This window comes from Microbacterium sp. (assembly GCF_036566905.1).
In the GTDB taxonomy this organism is placed as follows: Bacteria; Actinomycetota; Actinomycetes; order Actinomycetales; family Microbacteriaceae; genus Microbacterium.
Genome location: NZ_DATCVK010000060.1, coordinates 47,085 through 64,431, shown reverse-complemented (window position 1 = coordinate 64,431; position 17,347 = coordinate 47,085). Strand labels below are relative to the sequence as shown.

Sequence of the window (17,347 nt, the reverse complement as noted above, 5' to 3'; positions counted from 1 at the left end):
GTCCGCGCCGGGGAGGTCGGCGAGGCGGGTGACGCGGGACAGCTCGGGATGCCGCTGCACACCTCGCAGCGCGCGGCGCAGCGGCGGCGGGCGCAGACCCGCGCGCGCGATGAGTGCGTCGTCAGCGAAGATCTCGGCGGTCGCCCCGTGCGCCAGCACGCGGCCGTCGGCCATCACGACGGTGCGGTCGGCGTAGTCGGTCACGAGCTGCATGTCGTGGGTCACGACGACGACCGCGGTGCCCTCGGCGTTGAGCTCCGAGAGCAATGACAGCAGCTCGTCGGCACGGGCGCGATCCTGACCGAACGTCGGCTCGTCCAGCACGAGCACGGGTGCACCCGCCACGAGCGCGGTGCCGACCGAGAGTCGCCGCTTCTGCCCGCCCGACAGCAGGAACGGGTGGCTGTCGGCCTTGGCGGCGAGCCCGAACCGCTCGAGCAGCTCGAGGGCGCGCGTGCGCACCTCGTCGTCGGGAAGGTGCTGACGGCGCAGGCCATGGGCGATCTCGTCGAAGACCGTGTGCGCGATGAACTGGTGCTCGGGGTTCTGGAACACGAAGCCGATGCGCGTGCTCAGCGTGCGCGCGTCGGCGCGGCCGATGTCGAGTCCGTCGACGTGAACCGTGCCCTTGGGCGGGGCGACGACGCCGGCGATGGCCTGGATGAGGCTCGTCTTTCCGGCGCCGTTGGCCCCGACCACCGCGGCGAACGCACCGCGCGGCACGTCGAGGTCGATGCCGTGCAGCACCTCGCTGCGGCCGCGGCGGAGCGTGAGGTTCCGAACGGTGATGAGGGGAGCACCGGAACCGGGCGTTGAGCGAGCTTGCGAGTCGAAACGCCCCGGACCGACCCGCGACGTGGGCTCGGCGCGTTTCGTCTCGCTCGTTCCTCGCTCGCTCAACGACCGGGATCCCGCCGACGCATCCTCTGCCTCCAGCGCGGCGCGGAGCTCGTCGGGGGTCAGCGGCAGCGGGTCGAGGGCGAAGCCCGCGCGACGCAGCCGCAGCGCGGCGAGCGTCGAGACGGGCAGCCAGACGCCCATGTCGTGCAGGTCTTCTGCCCGCCCGCGCAGCACCTCGTCGACCGTGCCGTCGTCGGCCAGTCGACCGTCGTGGTCGAGCACGACGACTCGATCGACGAAGCCGACCGCCGCGTCGAGGTTGTGCTCCACCAGCAGAATGGACCGATCGCCGGCCGCGACCAACGCGGACAGCGCCGCGTAGACCTCCTCGATGCCCGCCGGATCGAGATTCGCCGTGGGCTCGTCCAGCACGAGAAGCGGCGATCCCATGGCGAGGGCGCATGCGATCGCGAGGCGCTGACGCCCGCCGCCAGACAGGCGGTCGGGGTTATCCGAGCGCCGCTCCCAGAGTCCGACGCGCCGCAGCGCGTCTTCGGTCCGGGCGAGGACGTCGGCGACCGGCATCCGCAGATTCTCGGGCCCGAAGGCCACCTCGTCGAAGACGGTGCCGGTCACCAGCTGCGCGTCGGGGTCTTGGAAGACCATGCCGACCCGCGTGCTGAGGTCGGCGACGGGTGTGCTCCGCGTGTCGAGTCCATCGACCTCGATCGATCCGGTGACGTCGGCGGGCACCGCCTGCGGCAGCAGGCCGTTGAGTGCGAGCGTCAGCGTCGACTTGCCGGATCCGCTGGGGCCGAGAAGCAGCACCACCTCGCCGGGGGCGATGTCGAAGGAAACGGCTGCGGGGGCGGGAGAGGTCTCGCCGTCGTGGGTGATGCCGAGCTCGCGCACCCGCAGCAGCGGCACGGCAGAGGACACGGGTATCCGATCGTCGAGGGAAACTTAGCCTTCCCTAACTTACCCGTGCCTTACTCTTCGGCGAAACGGCACGGATTCGGTGAAACGGCGCGGAGACCGGGACGGATCCCTCACCCGCGGCTGCGACGGGCGACACCGGCGCGGCGGAGCGCATTGCCGATCGCGAGGCCCACGGCCGTCCACGCGACGGGACCGACGATGAACAGCGCGACGTAGACGATCTGACCCCACAGCGGGAAGCGCGAGACATCGGCGGCGAACCAGATCGCGACGGCGATGACGGCGCCGACGATCACCGCCGAGAGGAAGAAGCGCCAGGGCTCCCACCGCTTGTAGCGGGAGGTCGCCGCGATGATCTCCTGCAGTCCGCCGATGAGGAGGGCGGTGCCGATGTAGCGGCCGATCCACAGCGGCACCACGGCGCTGGCCACGAGCGCCGCGACGAGATGCGTGATCAGCGCGACCCACGGGCGCCGCAGCAGCTCCTGCGCGACGACGCCGGGCAGCACGTGCACACCGAGAACCAGTCCGTAGAGGATCGGCGCGCCCGCTGAGACGAAGCCGCTGATCGCGCCCGCACCCGCCTGGAGAACACCGGTCGCGACGCCGATCGCCGCACAGGTGAGCAGAACGCTCGTCGAAATCCGGGTTCGGTCAGCCACCTGCCCAGGGTACTGGGACGCGGCGTCGCGTTTCTCACTGACCTCTCATTTACTGGGATTCTCCTGACAGTTACGTTGGAGGTCGCTGCGCCCCAACGATGTGGCGCAGCACCCCCACAACAACCTGGAGGCCACACATGGGTCGATCCTCCGTGAGAGCAGCCGCGGTCGTCACACTCGCCGCACTGTTCGCGGGCACTGCCACAGCAAGTTTCGGCGCTGTACCCGAGGAGGTGACATCACCGGTTCCGGTCGAAGCAGCCGACGGTCACTACATCGTCCTCCTGAAGGATGCGCCCCTCGCCACCTACGACGGCGGTGTCAGCGGCATCGCTCCCACCAAGCCGGGCAAGGGGAACCAGCTCGACGCGAACTCCGCGAACTCGCAGAAGTACGTCGCGCACCTCAAGAAGGAGCAGGCTGACTTCGCCGCCGAGAACGGCGTGACGCCGGCCACCACGTATCAGGTCGTGCTGAACGGCTTCAGCGCCGACCTCACCGCCGACCAGGTGGGCAAGCTGCAGACCGACAAGAACGTGCTCGGGGTCTTCCCCGATGAGATCTACCACCCGACCGCCGCAGTCCCCTCGACCGAGTTCCTCGGGCTCGGATCCGTGGCAGACGGCACGGGCGGAGTCTGGGACAGCCTCGGCGGCACGGCTGGCGCCGGCAAGGGCATCGTCGTCGGCGTCGTCGACACCGGCATCTCGCCCGAGAACCCCGCATTCGCGGGCAGCAAGCTCAGCACCAAGGTGGGCAGCGAGCCCTACCTGGTCGGCGAGAACGTCGTGTACAAGAAGTCCGACGGGGGCACGTTCGTCTCGCAGCGTGTGTCCGGCGAGCAGTGGAGCAAGCAGGACTACAGCACCAAGCTGATCGGCGCGCGCTACTTCAACACCGGCGCGGCCGCCGCAGGCTTCTCGTTCAAGACCGACTACGCGTCGCCGCGGGACCTCGAGGGCCACGGCTCGCACACCGCGAGCACGGCCGCCGGCAACTTCGGCGTCTCGGCCTCCGTCGAGGGCATCGACTTCGGCAAGATCTCGGGTGTCGCCCCGGCCGCCAAGGTCGCCGCGTACAAGGCCTGCTACGGCGGACCCGACCCGCTCTCGACCGACGACGACATCTGCGCCGGCAGCGACCTGCTCGCCGCGATCAATGCCGCCGTCGCCGACGGCGTCGACGTCATCAACTACTCGATCGGCGGCGGCTCCGCCACGAGCGTGCTGCAGGCCGACGACGTCGCGTTCCTCAACGCCGCCGCCGCGGGCGTGTTCGTCTCGGTGAGCGCCGGCAACGACGGCCCCGACGCCGCCACGGCCGACCACGCATCGCCGTGGTACACGACGGTCGCGGCATCCACCATCCCCACCTACGAGGGAACGGTGCAGTGGAACGGCCAGCAGGCCGTCGGCGCCTCGGTCACGGTGTTCTCGCAGCCCGAGGGCAAGGTCTCGGGCAACGTCGTCTACGCCGGTGAGGCAGCGCTCGCCGGCGCGGCTCCGAACGAGGCCGCGCTGTGCTTCCTGGGCACGCTCGACCCGGCCAAGGTCGCCGGCAAGATCGTCGTCTGCGACCGCGGCACCAACGCCCGTGTCGAGAAGTCGCAGGCGGTCGGCGAGGCGGGTGGCATCGGCATGGTGCTGGTGAACGTCACGCCGGGCTCGCTCGACAACGACTTCCACTCGGTGCCCACGGTTCACATCGACGCGCAGTACCGCGACGCCCTGCTGGCGTACGTCAAGGGCAACCCGGCGGCGACCGTGACCCTCGTCGGCGACAACGTCACCGGCGTGGCGACCCCCACGCCGCAGATCGCGGGCTTCTCGAGCCGCGGACCGATGCTCGCCGACGGCAGCGACGTCATCAAGCCCGACGTCTCGGCCCCGGGTGTGGCGATCCTCGCCGCGACGAACAACGCGAAGGGCTCGGCGCCGACGTTCGGCTTCATGTCGGGCACGTCGATGTCGTCGCCGCACGTCGCCGGTCTCGGCGCGCTGTACCTCGGGAAGTACCCGAAGGCGACGCCGGCAGAGGTCAAGTCCGCGCTCATGACGACCGCGTACGACCTCGTCGACTCGAAGAACCAGCCGGTCACCGACCCGTTCATCCAGGGCGCGGGCCACGTCGACCCGACGAAGTACTTCAACCCGGGTCTTCTGTACCTCAACGGTGCGGCCGGCTGGCAGTCGTACATCGAGGGCGCCCTCGGCGCCGACTACTGGGAGGATGTCGACCCGACCGACCCGAGCGACCTCAACCTCGCCTCGATCAGCGTGGGCGCTCTGGCCGGAAGCCAGACGATCACCCGCACGGTGACGGCCGCCACGGCCGGCACGTACACGGCGTCGGTCGATGTGCCCGGTGTCGACGCGGTCGTCACGCCGGCCTCGTTCACGATCGAGGCCGGCAAGACGCAGACGTTCACGATCGAGTTCACGAACGCGACGGCTCCCGTCGAGGAGTGGGCGACCGGTTCCCTCACGTGGACCGGTGCCGACACGACGGTGCGCTCGCCGATCGCGGTGTTCCCCGTCACGGCGGATGCGCCGACGGCGATCTCGGGTGAGGGTGCCGACGGCGACGTCGACGTCACCATCACGCCGGGCTACACCGGGGAGCTGCCGCTGAACCTGTTCGGCCTCGCGAAGGAGAACGTGCTCATCGACGGCGACGAGACCACCGGCGCCGCCACGGACGGCACCACCGAGGTGCTCGTGCAGGTGCCCGCCGGCACCGAGCTCGCACGGTTCGAGCTCGACTCGTCGGACGACACGGGCAGCGACCTCGACCTCGCGGTCTACCGCGTGGTCAGCGAGACGGACCACCGGTACTACCAGGCGTGGCAGTCCGCGACCGGCTCGGCCGACGAGGCCGTGCAGATCGCGCAGCCGACCGCCGGCTGGTACCTGATCACGGCGGACGTGTACGCGTTCACCGCGCCGTTCACCTGGACGGCGACGAGCGCCCTCGTCGGCGCCGACGGCGTCGGGTCGTTCACCGCGGAGCCCGCAGTGATCGACGCGCAGCAGGCCACACCCACGACGTACAACCTGTCGTGGTCGGGCCTCGAGGCGGGCAGCTACCTGGGCGTCGTGCGCTACGGCGACTCGCAGGTGCGCACGGTCGTCTCGGTCGACGTCCCGTAACCGTTCCCGCACAGAAGAGGCGCCCGGGCTTCGGCCCGGGCGCCTCGTCGTATCGCTGGACAGCGACTAGAGCCGGCGTCGGCGGCGGGTGAGCCGGACGGCGGGCATCGGCGGGGCGGGGATCCGCTCGTCCCCGTGGTCGATCACGTGGCCGAAGCGCTCCGTTCCCGACTCCCACGCCTCGCGCGCCTCGACGATCTCTTCGTGGGTGCGCCCGACGAAGTTCCACCACATGACGACGTCGTCCTCGAACGGCTCGCCGCCGAGCAGGAAGAGGATCGCTCCGGCAGGGCTCGAGATCACGACCTCGTCGCGGTGGATGCCGAGGTAGAGCAGGTGGGCCGTGTCGACGGCGACCGTCTCCACGTCGCCGCCCTCGCCGGCGACGTCGGCGTCGCCGGACACGACGACGAGAGCGTGCTCCCAGTCGGGGTTCAACGGGACGCGGACCGCAGAGCCGGCGGCGATCCGCAGCTCGGCCCCGACGATCGGCGTGTACACGGTTGCGGGTGAAGCCACGCCGCCGAGCTCGCCGAGCACCACGGTCGCGGTCCCCGGTGCGCCGACCGTGGCGGTCAGCTCCAGCTCCGGAAGCACGGCGTGCTGCTCGAACGCAGGAGCCCCATGCCGTCGGGCCTCGGGCAGCGCGACCCACAGCTGCAGGGCGTCCAGCGGTGAGGCATCCGTCCCGACCGAGTACTCGGAGTGCGAGATGCCCGCACCGCTCGTCATGAGGTTGAGCGCGCCACGACGCACCACGACGTCGCTGCCCACGGAGTCGCGGTGCCGCACCTCGCCGAGGTAGGGCCAGGTCACGGTCTGCAGACCGATGTGCGGGTGTGGTTCGACGCGCATGCGCGTCTCCTGCGGCCCGAAGCGGTCGAGGAAGCACCACGCTCCGACGAGCGGCAGATCGCGCTGCGGCAGGGAGCGGTGCACCGACATGGCGCGCACGCCGCCGAGGGGCACTTCGCGCGTCTCGAGCAGCAGCGTGCGCGGGCCTGCACATTCCACCGCGGATTCGGTGGCGATGGTGTCGTCGGCGTCCAAGCGGGTCACGTCGGGGCCACCGCTCACTCGGGGTGCGGCTGGTCGGGCCACTCGATGGTGAGCCCGGGCACATCGTGGTCGCGCAGGTACTTCGCCACCACGGGGCAGTGCGGCACGACGGTCTCGCCACGGCGCGCGGCATCCGCCATCGCCTCGCCCACGACGGTCTGCGCGAGGCCGCGTCCGCGGAAGGCCGGGTCGACCTCGGTGTGCGGGAAGTGCAGGCGTCCGCGGGCGTCGGCGCGGAACACGGTGAACCCTGCGAGCACATCGTCGACGTGCACCTCGTATCGGCGGTCTTCGTCGTTGCGGGTCACGAGGACCTGGGCATCGGTGTCGGTCACGGGAATCCTTCCGTCGTCCTTCTCAACGTACGTCTCCGCCGCGTGATTCCGCCAGCGGAAGTGCACGCGCACCCCTGGCGGGACGGATGCCGCAGGTCTATCGTCGGCATCACCGCGGTGTGCGGTTCGATTCGGGGGAATCGATCCTGTCAGGGATTCGAAGGGGAATCATGAAACGACGTCTTTTGGCCGCGCTCGCGGCCGTCGCACTCGGAGCCGGCATGCTCATGGCAGGTGCGGCCGGGCCCGCCACGGCGTCACCGCTGATGGTCGCCAAACACGTCGCGCTCGGCGACTCGATCGCCGCGGGCCAAGGCGGTGGCGCCCCGCTGGACGCGTGCGTCCGGACCGACGGCGGCTACGCGGCGCAGCTCGATGAGGAGCCGAAGTTCAACCTGCTGCGCAATGCGGCGTGCAGCGGCGCGACGATCGCGGACACCCTGTCTCAGCTGTCGCAGCTGAACCGCGGGACGACCGTCGTGACGCTCACTGTCGGCGCGAACGACCTCGGTCTGGATCAGGTCTACGCGACCTGCTCGATCGCCGCTGCCGGCGGAGATCCCGCGCCCTGCCTCGCCGCGATCCAGAGCGCCATCAGCTCGGCACCGGGGATCGTCGCTCCGCTCACGTCCCTGATCGGCGCGATCGCCGAGCGCGCGCCGGATGCGACGATCGTCGTCACCGGCTACCCGTATCTGCTCGAGTCGCCGCCGGACCTTCCGCAGTTCGCTCAGCTCGCCGCGCTCGTCGCCGCGGTGAACGGTGCGACCGACGCGCTCAACGCCGCCATCCAGGCCGCCGTCGCCACCGCTGCTGCCGGTGGTATCGACGTCGTCTACGTGGACGTGGTCGACGCCTTCGCGGGGCACGGCGTGCAGCTCGTGCCGGGTGTGCCCAGCGATCCGTGGTTCGGAGTCGACCCGGTGGGCGACCCCGCCGGCTACCTCCACCCGACGTACGAGGGGTACACCGCCTACACCGACGTCATCCTCGAGCAGCTGGGGCGCTGAACGGTGCTGCGGCGGCAGCGCCGCAGCATCCGCCTTCGTCTGAGCCGCCGGGCGCCGCCACCGCTTCCGGAGGGGCGGCGTCCTCCGTCTCCGCGTCCCGGAACGGGCCCGCTTCGACCGACTTCGTGACACCGGCGCGGATGCTGCGACCTGGCAGACTCGGACGGTGACGCTTCTCGAGACCATCGCGACCGCAGCGGAGGCGTCCGGCGCGCGCGCAGGTGGCCCCGACGCCGACGCGCTCTACGACGCGTTCGTCGAGTGGGCGGCAGACGAGGGCTTCGCCCTGTACCCCGCACAGGACGAAGCGGTCATCGAGATCGTGTCGGGCTCGCACGTGATCCTGTCGACGCCGACGGGCACGGGCAAGTCGCTGGTGGCCGTCGCGGCGCACGCCGCGTGCGTGGCCCGCGGTGGCCGCACTTATTACACGGCGCCGATCAAGGCGCTCGTGAGCGAGAAGTTCTTTGCGCTCGTCGACATCTTCGGCGCCGCGAACGTGGGCATGGTCACCGGTGATTCCTCGGTGAACCCCGATGCGCCGATCGTCTGCTGCACGGCCGAGATCCTCGCCAACCTCGCCCTCCGCCAGGGTGCGGGAGCCGGCGTGGACCAGGTCGTGATGGACGAGTTCCACTATTACGGCGACCCCGACCGCGGCTGGGCCTGGCAGGTGCCGCTGCTGCTGCTGCCGCGAGCCCAGTTCGTGCTGATGTCGGCGACCCTGGGCGATGTCTCCGCGATCGCGGAGGACCTGGAGCGCCGGACCGACCGGGTCGTCTCGCGGATCACCGGCGTCGATCGCCCCGTGCCCCTGCACTTCTCCTACGCCCGCACGCCGGTGCACGAGACCGTCGAGGAGCTGCTGCAGACCGGTGAAGCGCCGGTGTACATCGTGCACTTCTCGCAGGCTGCCGCGATGGAGCGGGCGCAAGCCCTGTCGAGCATCCGGATCGTCTCCCGCGAGCAACGGGACGCCATCGCCGAGGCGATCGGCGGGTTCCGCTTCACGACGGCGTTCGGCCGCATCCTGTCGCGGTACGTGCGTGCCGGCATCGGCGTGCACCACGCCGGAATGCTGCCGCGGTACCGCCGGCTCGTCGAGACGCTCGCGCAGCGGGGTCTGCTGCGCGTGATCTGCGGCACCGACACGCTGGGCGTCGGCATCAACGTGCCCATCCGCACGGTGATGATCACGGCGCTGTCGAAGTACGACGGCACGAAGATGCGCCAGCTGTCGGCGCGCGAGTTCCACCAGATCTCGGGCCGCGCCGGCCGGGCCGGCTACGACACCTCGGGCACCGTCGTCGTGATGGCGCCCGAATGGGAGATCGAGAACGAGGCCGCGCTGCGCAAGGCCGGCGACGACGCCGCGAAGCGCAAGAAGATCGTGCGCAAGAAGGCTCCGACCGGCGTCGTCAACTGGGGGCTCGGCTCCTTCGAGCGCCTCGTCGACGCCGATCCCGAGCCGCTCGTGCCGCAGCTCTCGCTGACCGCCGCGATGCTCATCAACGTCATCGCTCGCGGCGGCGACGTGTTCGAGAACGTGCGGTCGCTCGTCTTCGACAACCACGAGCCGCGCGCCAGGCGCTACGAGCTCGCACGCCGGGCGATCGCGATCTTCCGCACGCTGCTCACGGCCGGCGTGGTCGAGATCGACCGGGGCGGAGGCACGGATGCCGCGGGCCGCGGCATCCGGGATCAGATCCGCCTCACCGTCGACCTGCAGCCGAACTTCGCCCTCAACCAGCCGCTCTCGCCGTTCGCGCTCGCCGCGATCGGGCTGCTGGACCCCGAGGACGCACCGGGCGCGGCCGGGACCGGCCACTATGCGCTCGACGTCGTGAGCGTCATCGAGGCGACGCTCGACGATCCGCGCCAGATCCTCTCGCAGCAGGAGTACCGCGCGCGCGGCGAGGCCGTCGCGGCGATGAAGCAGGACGGGCTCGACTACGACGAGCGCATGGCTGCGCTCGAGGAGGTCACGTACCCGAAGCCGCTCGAAGAGCTGCTGGGGCAGGCCTTCGAGGTGTTCGCGTCGAGCCAGCCGTGGATCCGCGACTTCGAGCTGTCGCCGAAGTCGGTGGTGCGCGACATGTTCGAGCGGGCGCTGTCGTTCTCGGAGCTCATCTCGCTGTACCAGCTGTCGCGCAGCGAGGGGCTCGTGCTGCGGTACCTGTCGGACGCGTACCGCGCCATCCGGCAGACCGTGCCGACCGAGGCCCAGACCGACGAGCTGCACGACATCGTCGCGTGGCTGGGCGAGGTCGTGCGGCAGGTCGACTCGAGCCTCGTCGACGAGTGGGAGGCGCTCGTCAACCCCGTCGAAGACCCCACAGCACCCGTCGTGCCGCCGGCCCCGCCGTCGGTGCTGACCAACCGGCGCGCGTTCGGCGTCCTGGTGCGCAACGAGCTGTTCCGCCGGGTACAGCTGGCCGCGCTGCAGCGCGACGACGAGCTCACCGAGCTCGATCCCGACGTCGACTGGCCGGCCGCGCTGGACGCGTACTTCGACGAGCACGACGAGATCCTCACCGGCGGACCCGCCCGCTCGCCGCGACTCGTCACGGTGGACGAGACGGATGCCGCGACATCCGGTGTCTGGCGCGTCGAGCAGACGATCGACGACCCCGCCGGTGACCACGACTGGCGCATCCGCGGCGTCGTCGAGCTGGCGGCATCCGAAGAGACCGGCGCGGCCGTGGTGCGCGTGACCGAGGTCGTCCGGCTCTGAGCCGCGCAGGCGGGGGCTCAGCCCAGGCCGAGACCGCCGTCGGTGGAGAGCACCTGGCCGACCACCCAGGCCCCTTCGGGTGTGGCGAGCCAGCCGATGAGCCGCGCAGGATCGGCGGGCTCGCCGTAGCGGCCGAACGGGGTCGACCGCATCCACTCCTCGATCTCCTCCAGCGGCCGGTCGGTCGTCTCGGGGTCGAGGTATCCGGTGTTGACGGGGCCGGGGTCGATCGTGTTGAGGATGATGCCGAGATCGAGCAGCTCCGCCGCCACCGTCTTCGTGACGCCGGCGAGGGCCGCCTTGCTGGCCGCATACGCGACCTCACCGCGCATCGGACCGTGGATCTGCCCGGACGTCATCCAGAACACCCGCCCGACCGGCTCGGCGAAGGGGCCGCGACGTTCGACGCGCTCGCCGGGCCGGGCGGCGATCCCGTCGCCGGCGTGCAGCGCGGCGAACTCGCGCGTGAGCAGGATCGTCGAGCGGGCGTTGGTCTGCCAGAACGCATCGAGCCGGTCGGCCGTCATGTCGAGGATCGATCCGTCGTCGCCCGACTGCGCGTGGTTGCACACCAGGATGTCCAGTCGTCCGGTGAGTGCCCGCGCCGCGTCGACGACGAGCGGGACGGATGCCGCCTCCCGCAGGTCGGCGCTCACGTCGCCGAGCTGCGCGCCCGTGGTGAGCTCGGCCCGGAGGCCCTCGCGCACGGCGTCGAGGTCGTCGCCGCCCCACGGCAGACGCGTGTCGTGCGGGCGGTAGTGGTGGAGGAAGACGTCGGCGCCGAGCCGCGCGAACTGCGTCGCGACGGCGTAGCCGATGCCGCGCCGGCGCGAGACGCCGGTGACGAGGGCGGTCTTGCCGCGCAGCGGCAGGGACGTGGAGGAGAACATGCGATGCCTTTCAAGGACGTCCGGGTTGGTGGGGGCCACCGGCTGAGCGCCTGACGCGGAGCGACGAGCGTCGCGAGACGGTCCGGAACCAGCGACCGTGCGGATCGCTGCGTACGAGTGGGTGACGGAGGCGGGTCACAGGCATTGCATGACGATGACGATAACGGATGCCATTAGGTCTCTGCACCTGGTCGGCGCGGGTTGAGGCAGGGGCCCGGCGCGTCCGCGATGATGACGGTATGCCGACCTATGTGGCGTTCCTGCGCGCGATCAACCTCGGCGCCAACCGGAAGTTCGCGAAGGACGACATCCGGCGGGTGGTCGAGAGCATCGGATTCACCGATGTCGAGACGCACATCAACACCGGCAACGTGCGGTTCACCACCCCGATGCGTTCGCGGGCGAAGATCGAGAAGGCGCTCGAGGAGGCCTTCGCCGCCGACCGCGGCTTCGACGTGCCCACGATGGTGTTCTCCACGGCCGAGGTCACCGAGATCGCGCGCGAGGCAGCCGCCCTCAGCGCCGAGTGCCCCGGACTCGAGCGGCACTACGTCTATCTGCTCAAGGATGAGCTGCCGCCCGACGTCGTGGCGCGAGTGGAAGGGCTCGCAACGGATGCCGGCGGCATGGTGGTGCGCGGACGCGTCGCGCACGCCCTGCTCGGGCCCGGCTATCAGGCCGGCACGGTCGATCCGCTCGGTGCGGCGAAGCTGCTCGGCGTCGCCACCAACCGCAACCTCAACGTCATCACCGCTATCGCGGCCAAGTGGTGCTGAGTGTCCGATGGCCCTGAGCTGAGAGCTGTGCCGAGCTGAGGAGCGGCCAGCAGTGTGTCGGCCCGCATCTCGGCTACGTTCCTCAGATGAGGATCGGTGCCGGACGTTGATCTCTGGCGGGATCCTCAGTTGAGGATCCGGGCGATGCGCCTCCTCCCCAGCAGCGCCCCGCGGCCGATGCAGCCGGCGTTCTCCGCCAGGCCGCTTGCAGAGGGGACGGCGTCGGGTGCCGCGGCTACGCTGGGACGGGTGACCATCCCGCAGGGCGACCCGTACGCCGACCTCGCGTGGGAGCCCGGCCTCCTGCCTCCCGAGTTCGGCGATGCCCCACCGCCGGATGACGCGTGGGCGCCCCCGGAGGACGGCTGGCGGCCACCGCCCGACTTCGGCGCCGGCGGCTCGGCCGACCTCGACCCGTTCGCCGGTGCGGGGCCCCGACGCGACTTCACCGGCGCCGACCCGCGCACCGTGCTGCGAGAGGTCTACGGGTACGACGCGTTCCGCGGCGAGCAGGCCGCGATCGTCGACCAGGTCATCTCAGGCGGCGACGCCGTCGTGCTCATGCCCACCGGCGGTGGCAAGAGCGTCTGCTACCAGGTGCCGGCGCTGGTGCGTCCGGGTACCGGGCTCGTCGTCAGTCCGCTCATCGCACTCATGCACGACCAGGTCGATGCGCTCGTCGCCAACGGCGTGCGCGCCGCCTATCTCAACTCGACGCAGGCGCCGCCCGAGCGTGCTGCCGTCGAGCGCGCGTACCTGGCCGGCGAGCTCGATCTGCTGTACGTCGCTCCCGAGCGGCTCAACACCGAGACCACGCTGCGGTTCCTCGGCCGCGGCAAGCTCAGTGTGATCGCGATCGACGAGGCGCACTGCGTGTCGCAGTGGGGCCACGACTTCCGGCCGGACTACCTGGCGCTCGGAGCCCTGGCCGAGCGATTCCCCGGCGTGCCGCGCCTCGCGCTGACCGCGACCGCGACGCCCGCCACGCACCGCGAGATGACGGAGCGGCTGCAGCTGCCGCGGGCCCGGCACTTCGTGTCGAGCTTCGACCGGCCGAACATCCAGTACCGCATCGAGGCGAAGTCCGACCCACGGCGCCAGCTCGTCGCCTTCGTCCGCTCGCAGGGCGTCGGATCGGCCGGCATCGTCTACGCGTTGAGTCGCAAGTCGGTCGAGCAGACCGCCGAGTTCCTGTCCGCGCAGGGCGTCGACGCGCTGCCGTATCACGCGGGTCTTCCTGCCGAGACGCGCGCCGCCAACCAGTCGCGGTTCCTGCGCGAGGACGGAGTCGTCATGGTCGCGACGATCGCCTTCGGCATGGGCATCGACAAGCCCGACGTCCGGTTCGTCGCGCACATCGACCTCCCCAAGTCCGTCGAGGGCTACTACCAGGAGACCGGCCGGGCGGGCCGCGACGGCGAGCCGTCGGTCGCCTGGATGGCCTACGGGCTCGGCGACGTGGTGCAGCAGCGGCGCATGATCGATCAGTCGCCGGGCGACCGCGCCTTCAAGACCCGTCTCGGTCAGCACCTCGACGCGATGCTCGCTCTGTGCGAGACGATCGGATGCCGGCGCCAGAACCTCCTCGACTACTTCGGCGAGGCCTCCTCTCCCTGCGGCAACTGCGACACCTGCCTCGAAGCGCCCGAGACCTGGGACGGCCTCGTCCCCGCTCAGAAGCTGCTGTCGACGATCGTGCGGCTGCAGCGTGAGCGCGGCCAGGCGTTCGGAGCCGGCCACCTCATCGACATCCTGCGCGGCGGGTCCACCGACCGCGTCCGCCAGCAGGGTCACGACAAGCTCTCGACGTACGGGCTCGGTGCCGACCTCAGCGAGCAGGACTGGCGCAGTGTCATCCGGCAGCTGCTCGCCCGCGGCATCCTGGTCGCTCGCGGCGAGTACGGAACGCTCGCTCTGGGTGAGCCTGCCGCCGGGGTGCTGCGTGGCGAGACCCCGGTGCCGCTGCGCCGGGACGTCATGGGCCGCTCCGGCGGTGTCGCCCGCGTGCGCAAGACCACCGCGCCCGAGAACCTCGACCCCGCGAACCTCGGCGTGTTCGAGGCGCTGCGCGCCTGGCGCGCCGGAGTCGCGAAGGAGCTCGGCGTGCCCGCCTACATCGTCTTCGGCGACGCCACGCTGCGCGCCCTCGCCGAGCGCCGCCCCGGCAGCCTCGCCGATCTGGACGGTGTCTCGGGCATCGGGGCGAAGAAGCGCGAGGCCTACGGCGAGGCCGTGCTCGAGGTCATCGCCGCCGCCTGAGCGGCAGACCCACACCGATGGGCGCCGATCCGGCCCTCCCCCGAGCGGCTGGTGATTCCGGACCGTGGCGGCCGAGGCGGTGACAAACGCGGTCATATCGGGAAGGATCGCGCTCGGACTGTCCTGGCCGATGCGCATCGAAGCGAGGGACGGAAGATCTTGAGCGGGACCTTCGTCCCGCAGGAAGGAACGCGATGAGCAATCTCGCAGCCGTCATGCCGGAACTGGGCCGCATCGAGATCCGCGACCTCCCCGAGCCGCAGCCCGGGCCACGCGAGGCCGTCGTCTCGATCGAGGCGGTCGGAGTCTGCGGGTCCGACACCGCGTACTTCACGCACGGCCGGATCGGCGACTGGGTGGTCGATGGTCCGCTCATCCTCGGCCACGAGGTGTCGGGCCGGGTGGTGGCGATCGGCGACCGCGTGAGCCAGGTCGTCGTGGGCGACCGAGTCGCCATCGAGCCGGGCACGCCGTGCCGCGACTGCGAGGACTGTCTCGCAGGGCGCTACCACCTCTGCCCGCGTCTGAAGTTCCTGGCGACCCCGCCCTACGACGGCGCGCTGGTCCAGCGGGTCGCGCTCGACGAGCGCAATCTCTTCGTCGTGCCGGACGGCATGTCGTACGAAGAGGCCGCTCTCTGCGAGCCGCTGTCCGTCGGCATCTGGGCGTGCCGCCGAGCCGACCTCCGCGCCGGCGAACGGGTGCGGGTGTCGGGCGCGGGGCCGGTCGGCATCCTCGCGGCGCAGGTCGCACGAGCGCTCGGAGCATCGTCGGTCGTGGTCAGCGATGTCGCCGAGTTCCGCCTCGACAAGGCCCGCGAGCTCGGCTTCGAGGTGGAGCACAGCGGCGCCGTCGGCGAGGGGCCCGGGCACGAGGACGCGGACGTCCTCCTCGAGTGCTCGGGTGCGCCGGGCGTGCTGGCGCAGGGCCTGTGGCGGCTGCGCAACGGCGGACGGGCGGCGATGGTCGGGATGCCGAAGCAGGACGTGTCGCTCCCGCTGTCACGGCTGAACGTGAAGGAGATCTCGATCGCGCTCGTCAACCGGTACGCGCACACGTGGCCCACCGCGATCTCGCTCGTCTCCTCGGGGCGCGTGGACGTGTCGGCACTCGTCACGCATCGCTTCCCGCTCGAGCAGACCCAGGACGCACTCACCCTCGCGTCTCGCGTGCCCGACTCGCTCAAGGCTGTCGTGTACCCGCAGGGGAGTCCGCCCAAGTAAGCCGTGGTGCGAGAGCAGGGCCGTCTCGGCGCGCAGTCTGCGGCGACCGACTGACCCGCCTCAGCCCCGCGGGAGCACGTCGTCGAGGTGGGCGTCGAGGTGGGCCGCGACATCCACCGCGTCGCGGTCGTAGAGCCACTGGTACTGCAGCCCGTCCCACAGCGCGGTGAGCCAGACCGCCTCGAACTCGGGATCGCGGTGGGCGGGCAGATCGCCGTCGTCCTGAGCCGTACGGAAGAGCTCCGCGAAGTGGTCGACGACCCCGCGGAAGCGCTCCTCGAAGTACGCATGCGCCGGGTGGTCGGCAGGCACGGCCTCGCACGAGAGCACGGCGTACACCTCGATGAGCCCAGGCGCCTTCGCAGCGTTCTCCGTCGCCCCGCGAGAGAGGGCTCGCAGCTCGTCGGCCGCGCGGTCGGCGGGCGTGTACGAGTCGCGCGACTCGATGAGGCGATCGCGGTGACTGAGCACGGCGCTCAGCAGCTCCTCCTTCGAGCCGTAATAGTGCAGCAGCGTCGACTTCGAGACGCCGACGCGCTCCGCGATGTCACGGAGGCTGGTGTCTCCGTATCCCTCCTCGGCGAAGAGCGCGGTCGCGCCGTCGAGGATGAGCCCGCGGCGCTCGCGGCCGACCCGGTAGCCCGACGGCGATTCCGTCGCAGCCGGCATGAACGACGGCATCGACGGCACCGGCGCCGGGGTGTCCGTCGGCGCGGGATCGTCGGGGTCGCGCCAGCCGACGGGCAGGGCCAGTGATGCCTCGTGGGTCTCCAGCGCCCCGACGATGTCGACGCGATCGGGCAGGTACTGCGCCAGCAGCTGCAACCCGTCCCAGGCGGCCGCGACGCGCACCGCCTCGCCCGCCGGGTCGCGGTCGGCCGCGACCGTGTCCTGCGCGATGGCTTCCTCGATCACGTCGGTCGACTGGTCGCGCAGGCGCGCGTAGCGGTCTCGCATGATCTGATGCGCAGGATGGCGGGGAGTGGATGCCTCGCCCGTGAGCGCCGCGAACAGCGCGAGGTAGCCGGGCACCGTCTCGTTGCGCCGTGCGACGTCGCTGTACGCGAGGGTCCCCGGGTCCTCGGCGGCCATCTGCTCGAGCAGCTCGAGCTCGTTGTCGCGTTCGAAGAGGTCCACGACGGCGGCGAGCACCTCGTCCTTGGTCGCGAAATGGCGGAGGAGTCCCGGGTGGCTGATGCCGGCGGCAGCGGCGACATCGCGGAGCGAGGTGGCGCGGTATCCCCGCGCCACGAAGGCATCGTGCGCCGCCGCGACGATGGCGGCGCGCGTCCGCTCGGTGCGCGCGGTGCGGATGGCGCCCGGCGCCGCAGTGGTGGTCACGTCCTGGCACCGCCTCTCCGCATCTCGCCGCTGTCGATTCATCCTATCGCTGCAGTCTTACCAATCGGTCGAGTTTCAGTTACCAATCGGTCGGGATTCATGTATCGTCGTGCAGTGACGCGCGTCGGAG

General features: G+C 70.9%; 12 protein-coding genes. 6 read left to right on the top strand and 6 right to left on the bottom strand.

The annotated features are described in order from the left end of the window. The coding region (locus tag VIP82_RS05140) for an ABC transporter ATP-binding protein (protein ID WP_331906325.1) at positions 1 to 1,785 on the bottom strand (1,785 nt) is incomplete at its 3' end. Positions 1,786 to 1,889: 104 nt separating this feature from the next. Next, positions 1,890 to 2,441: an ECF transporter S component gene (locus VIP82_RS05135; protein ID WP_331906317.1), complete on the bottom strand. Its 552-nt coding sequence runs from the start codon at positions 2,439 to 2,441 to the stop codon at positions 1,890 to 1,892. 137 nt (positions 2,442 to 2,578) lie between these two features. Between VIP82_RS05135 and VIP82_RS05130 the strand changes: the two genes are divergently transcribed. Beyond that, complete coding sequence (locus VIP82_RS05130; RefSeq protein ID WP_331906315.1) at positions 2,579 to 5,590, top strand: S8 family serine peptidase; 3,012 nt, start codon at positions 2,579 to 2,581, stop codon at positions 5,588 to 5,590. Positions 5,591 to 5,656: 66 nt separating this feature from the next. Here VIP82_RS05130 and VIP82_RS05125 read toward each other — a convergent pair whose 3' ends face one another. Both VIP82_RS05125 and VIP82_RS05120 read right to left on the bottom strand, forming a co-directional pair. Beyond that, the gene (locus VIP82_RS05125) at positions 5,657 to 6,649 is read right to left on the bottom strand and encodes a pirin family protein (protein WP_331906313.1); all 993 of its coding nucleotides are present in this window, start codon (positions 6,647 to 6,649) and stop codon (positions 5,657 to 5,659) included. 14 nt (positions 6,650 to 6,663) lie between these two features. After that, positions 6,664 to 6,984, bottom strand: coding sequence for a GNAT family N-acetyltransferase (locus tag VIP82_RS05120; RefSeq protein ID WP_331906311.1), 321 nt, complete (start codon positions 6,982 to 6,984; stop codon positions 6,664 to 6,666). Between the two features lie 170 nt (positions 6,985 to 7,154). Here VIP82_RS05120 and VIP82_RS05115 point away from each other — a divergent pair, with 170 nt between their 5' ends. Beyond that, positions 7,155 to 7,994 carry an SGNH/GDSL hydrolase family protein gene (locus tag VIP82_RS05115; RefSeq protein WP_331906309.1) on the top strand — a complete coding sequence of 280 codons (840 nt, stop codon included), beginning with the start codon at positions 7,155 to 7,157 and terminating at the stop codon, positions 7,992 to 7,994. Positions 7,995 to 8,160: 166 nt separating this feature from the next. Further along, complete coding sequence (locus tag VIP82_RS05110; protein ID WP_414684613.1) at positions 8,161 to 10,728, top strand: DEAD/DEAH box helicase; 2,568 nt, start codon at positions 8,161 to 8,163, stop codon at positions 10,726 to 10,728. A gap of 17 nt (positions 10,729 to 10,745) precedes the next feature. Here the strand turns inward: VIP82_RS05110 and VIP82_RS05105 are convergent, their stop codons facing one another. Further along, positions 10,746 to 11,618: an SDR family oxidoreductase gene (locus tag VIP82_RS05105; RefSeq protein WP_331906307.1), complete on the bottom strand. Its 873-nt coding sequence runs from the start codon at positions 11,616 to 11,618 to the stop codon at positions 10,746 to 10,748. 239 nt (positions 11,619 to 11,857) lie between these two features. On the opposite strand from VIP82_RS05105, the gene VIP82_RS05100 reads away from it, so the two are divergent. The 3 genes from VIP82_RS05100 (at position 11,858) to VIP82_RS05090 (ending at position 15,876) form a co-directional block, all read left to right on the top strand. Then, positions 11,858 to 12,394 carry a DUF1697 domain-containing protein gene (locus tag VIP82_RS05100; RefSeq protein ID WP_331906305.1) on the top strand — a complete coding sequence of 179 codons (537 nt, stop codon included), beginning with the start codon at positions 11,858 to 11,860 and terminating at the stop codon, positions 12,392 to 12,394. A gap of 249 nt (positions 12,395 to 12,643) precedes the next feature. Next, positions 12,644 to 14,653 (top strand): DNA helicase RecQ, encoded by a 2,010-nt coding sequence (gene recQ, locus VIP82_RS05095; RefSeq protein ID WP_331906303.1) that lies wholly within the window; start codon positions 12,644 to 12,646, stop codon positions 14,651 to 14,653. Positions 14,654 to 14,847: 194 nt separating this feature from the next. Next, positions 14,848 to 15,876 carry an NAD(P)-dependent alcohol dehydrogenase gene (locus VIP82_RS05090; protein ID WP_331906301.1) on the top strand — a complete coding sequence of 343 codons (1,029 nt, stop codon included), beginning with the start codon at positions 14,848 to 14,850 and terminating at the stop codon, positions 15,874 to 15,876. Between the two features lie 60 nt (positions 15,877 to 15,936). Here VIP82_RS05090 and VIP82_RS05085 read toward each other — a convergent pair whose 3' ends face one another. Further along, a complete protein-coding gene (locus VIP82_RS05085) occupies positions 15,937 to 17,217 on the bottom strand; it encodes a TetR/AcrR family transcriptional regulator (RefSeq protein WP_331906299.1) in 1,281 nt (426 codons plus the stop codon). Positions 17,218 to 17,347: the final 130 nt, after the last annotated feature.

Excerpts from the sequence above, each read along its gene's own strand:
- VIP82_RS05130 (WP_331906315.1), top strand. The coding sequence starts at position 2,579 with ATGGGTCGATCCTCCGTGAGAGCAGCCGCGGTCGTCACACTCGCCGCA.
- VIP82_RS05115 (WP_331906309.1), top strand. The coding sequence starts at position 7,155 with ATGAAACGACGTCTTTTGGCCGCGCTCGCGGCCGTCGCACTCGGAGCC.
- VIP82_RS05105 (WP_331906307.1), bottom strand. The coding sequence starts at position 11,618 with ATGTTCTCCTCCACGTCCCTGCCGCTGCGCGGCAAGACCGCCCTCGTC.
- VIP82_RS05100 (WP_331906305.1), top strand. The coding sequence starts at position 11,858 with ATGCCGACCTATGTGGCGTTCCTGCGCGCGATCAACCTCGGCGCCAAC.
- VIP82_RS05090 (WP_331906301.1), top strand. The coding sequence starts at position 14,848 with ATGAGCAATCTCGCAGCCGTCATGCCGGAACTGGGCCGCATCGAGATC.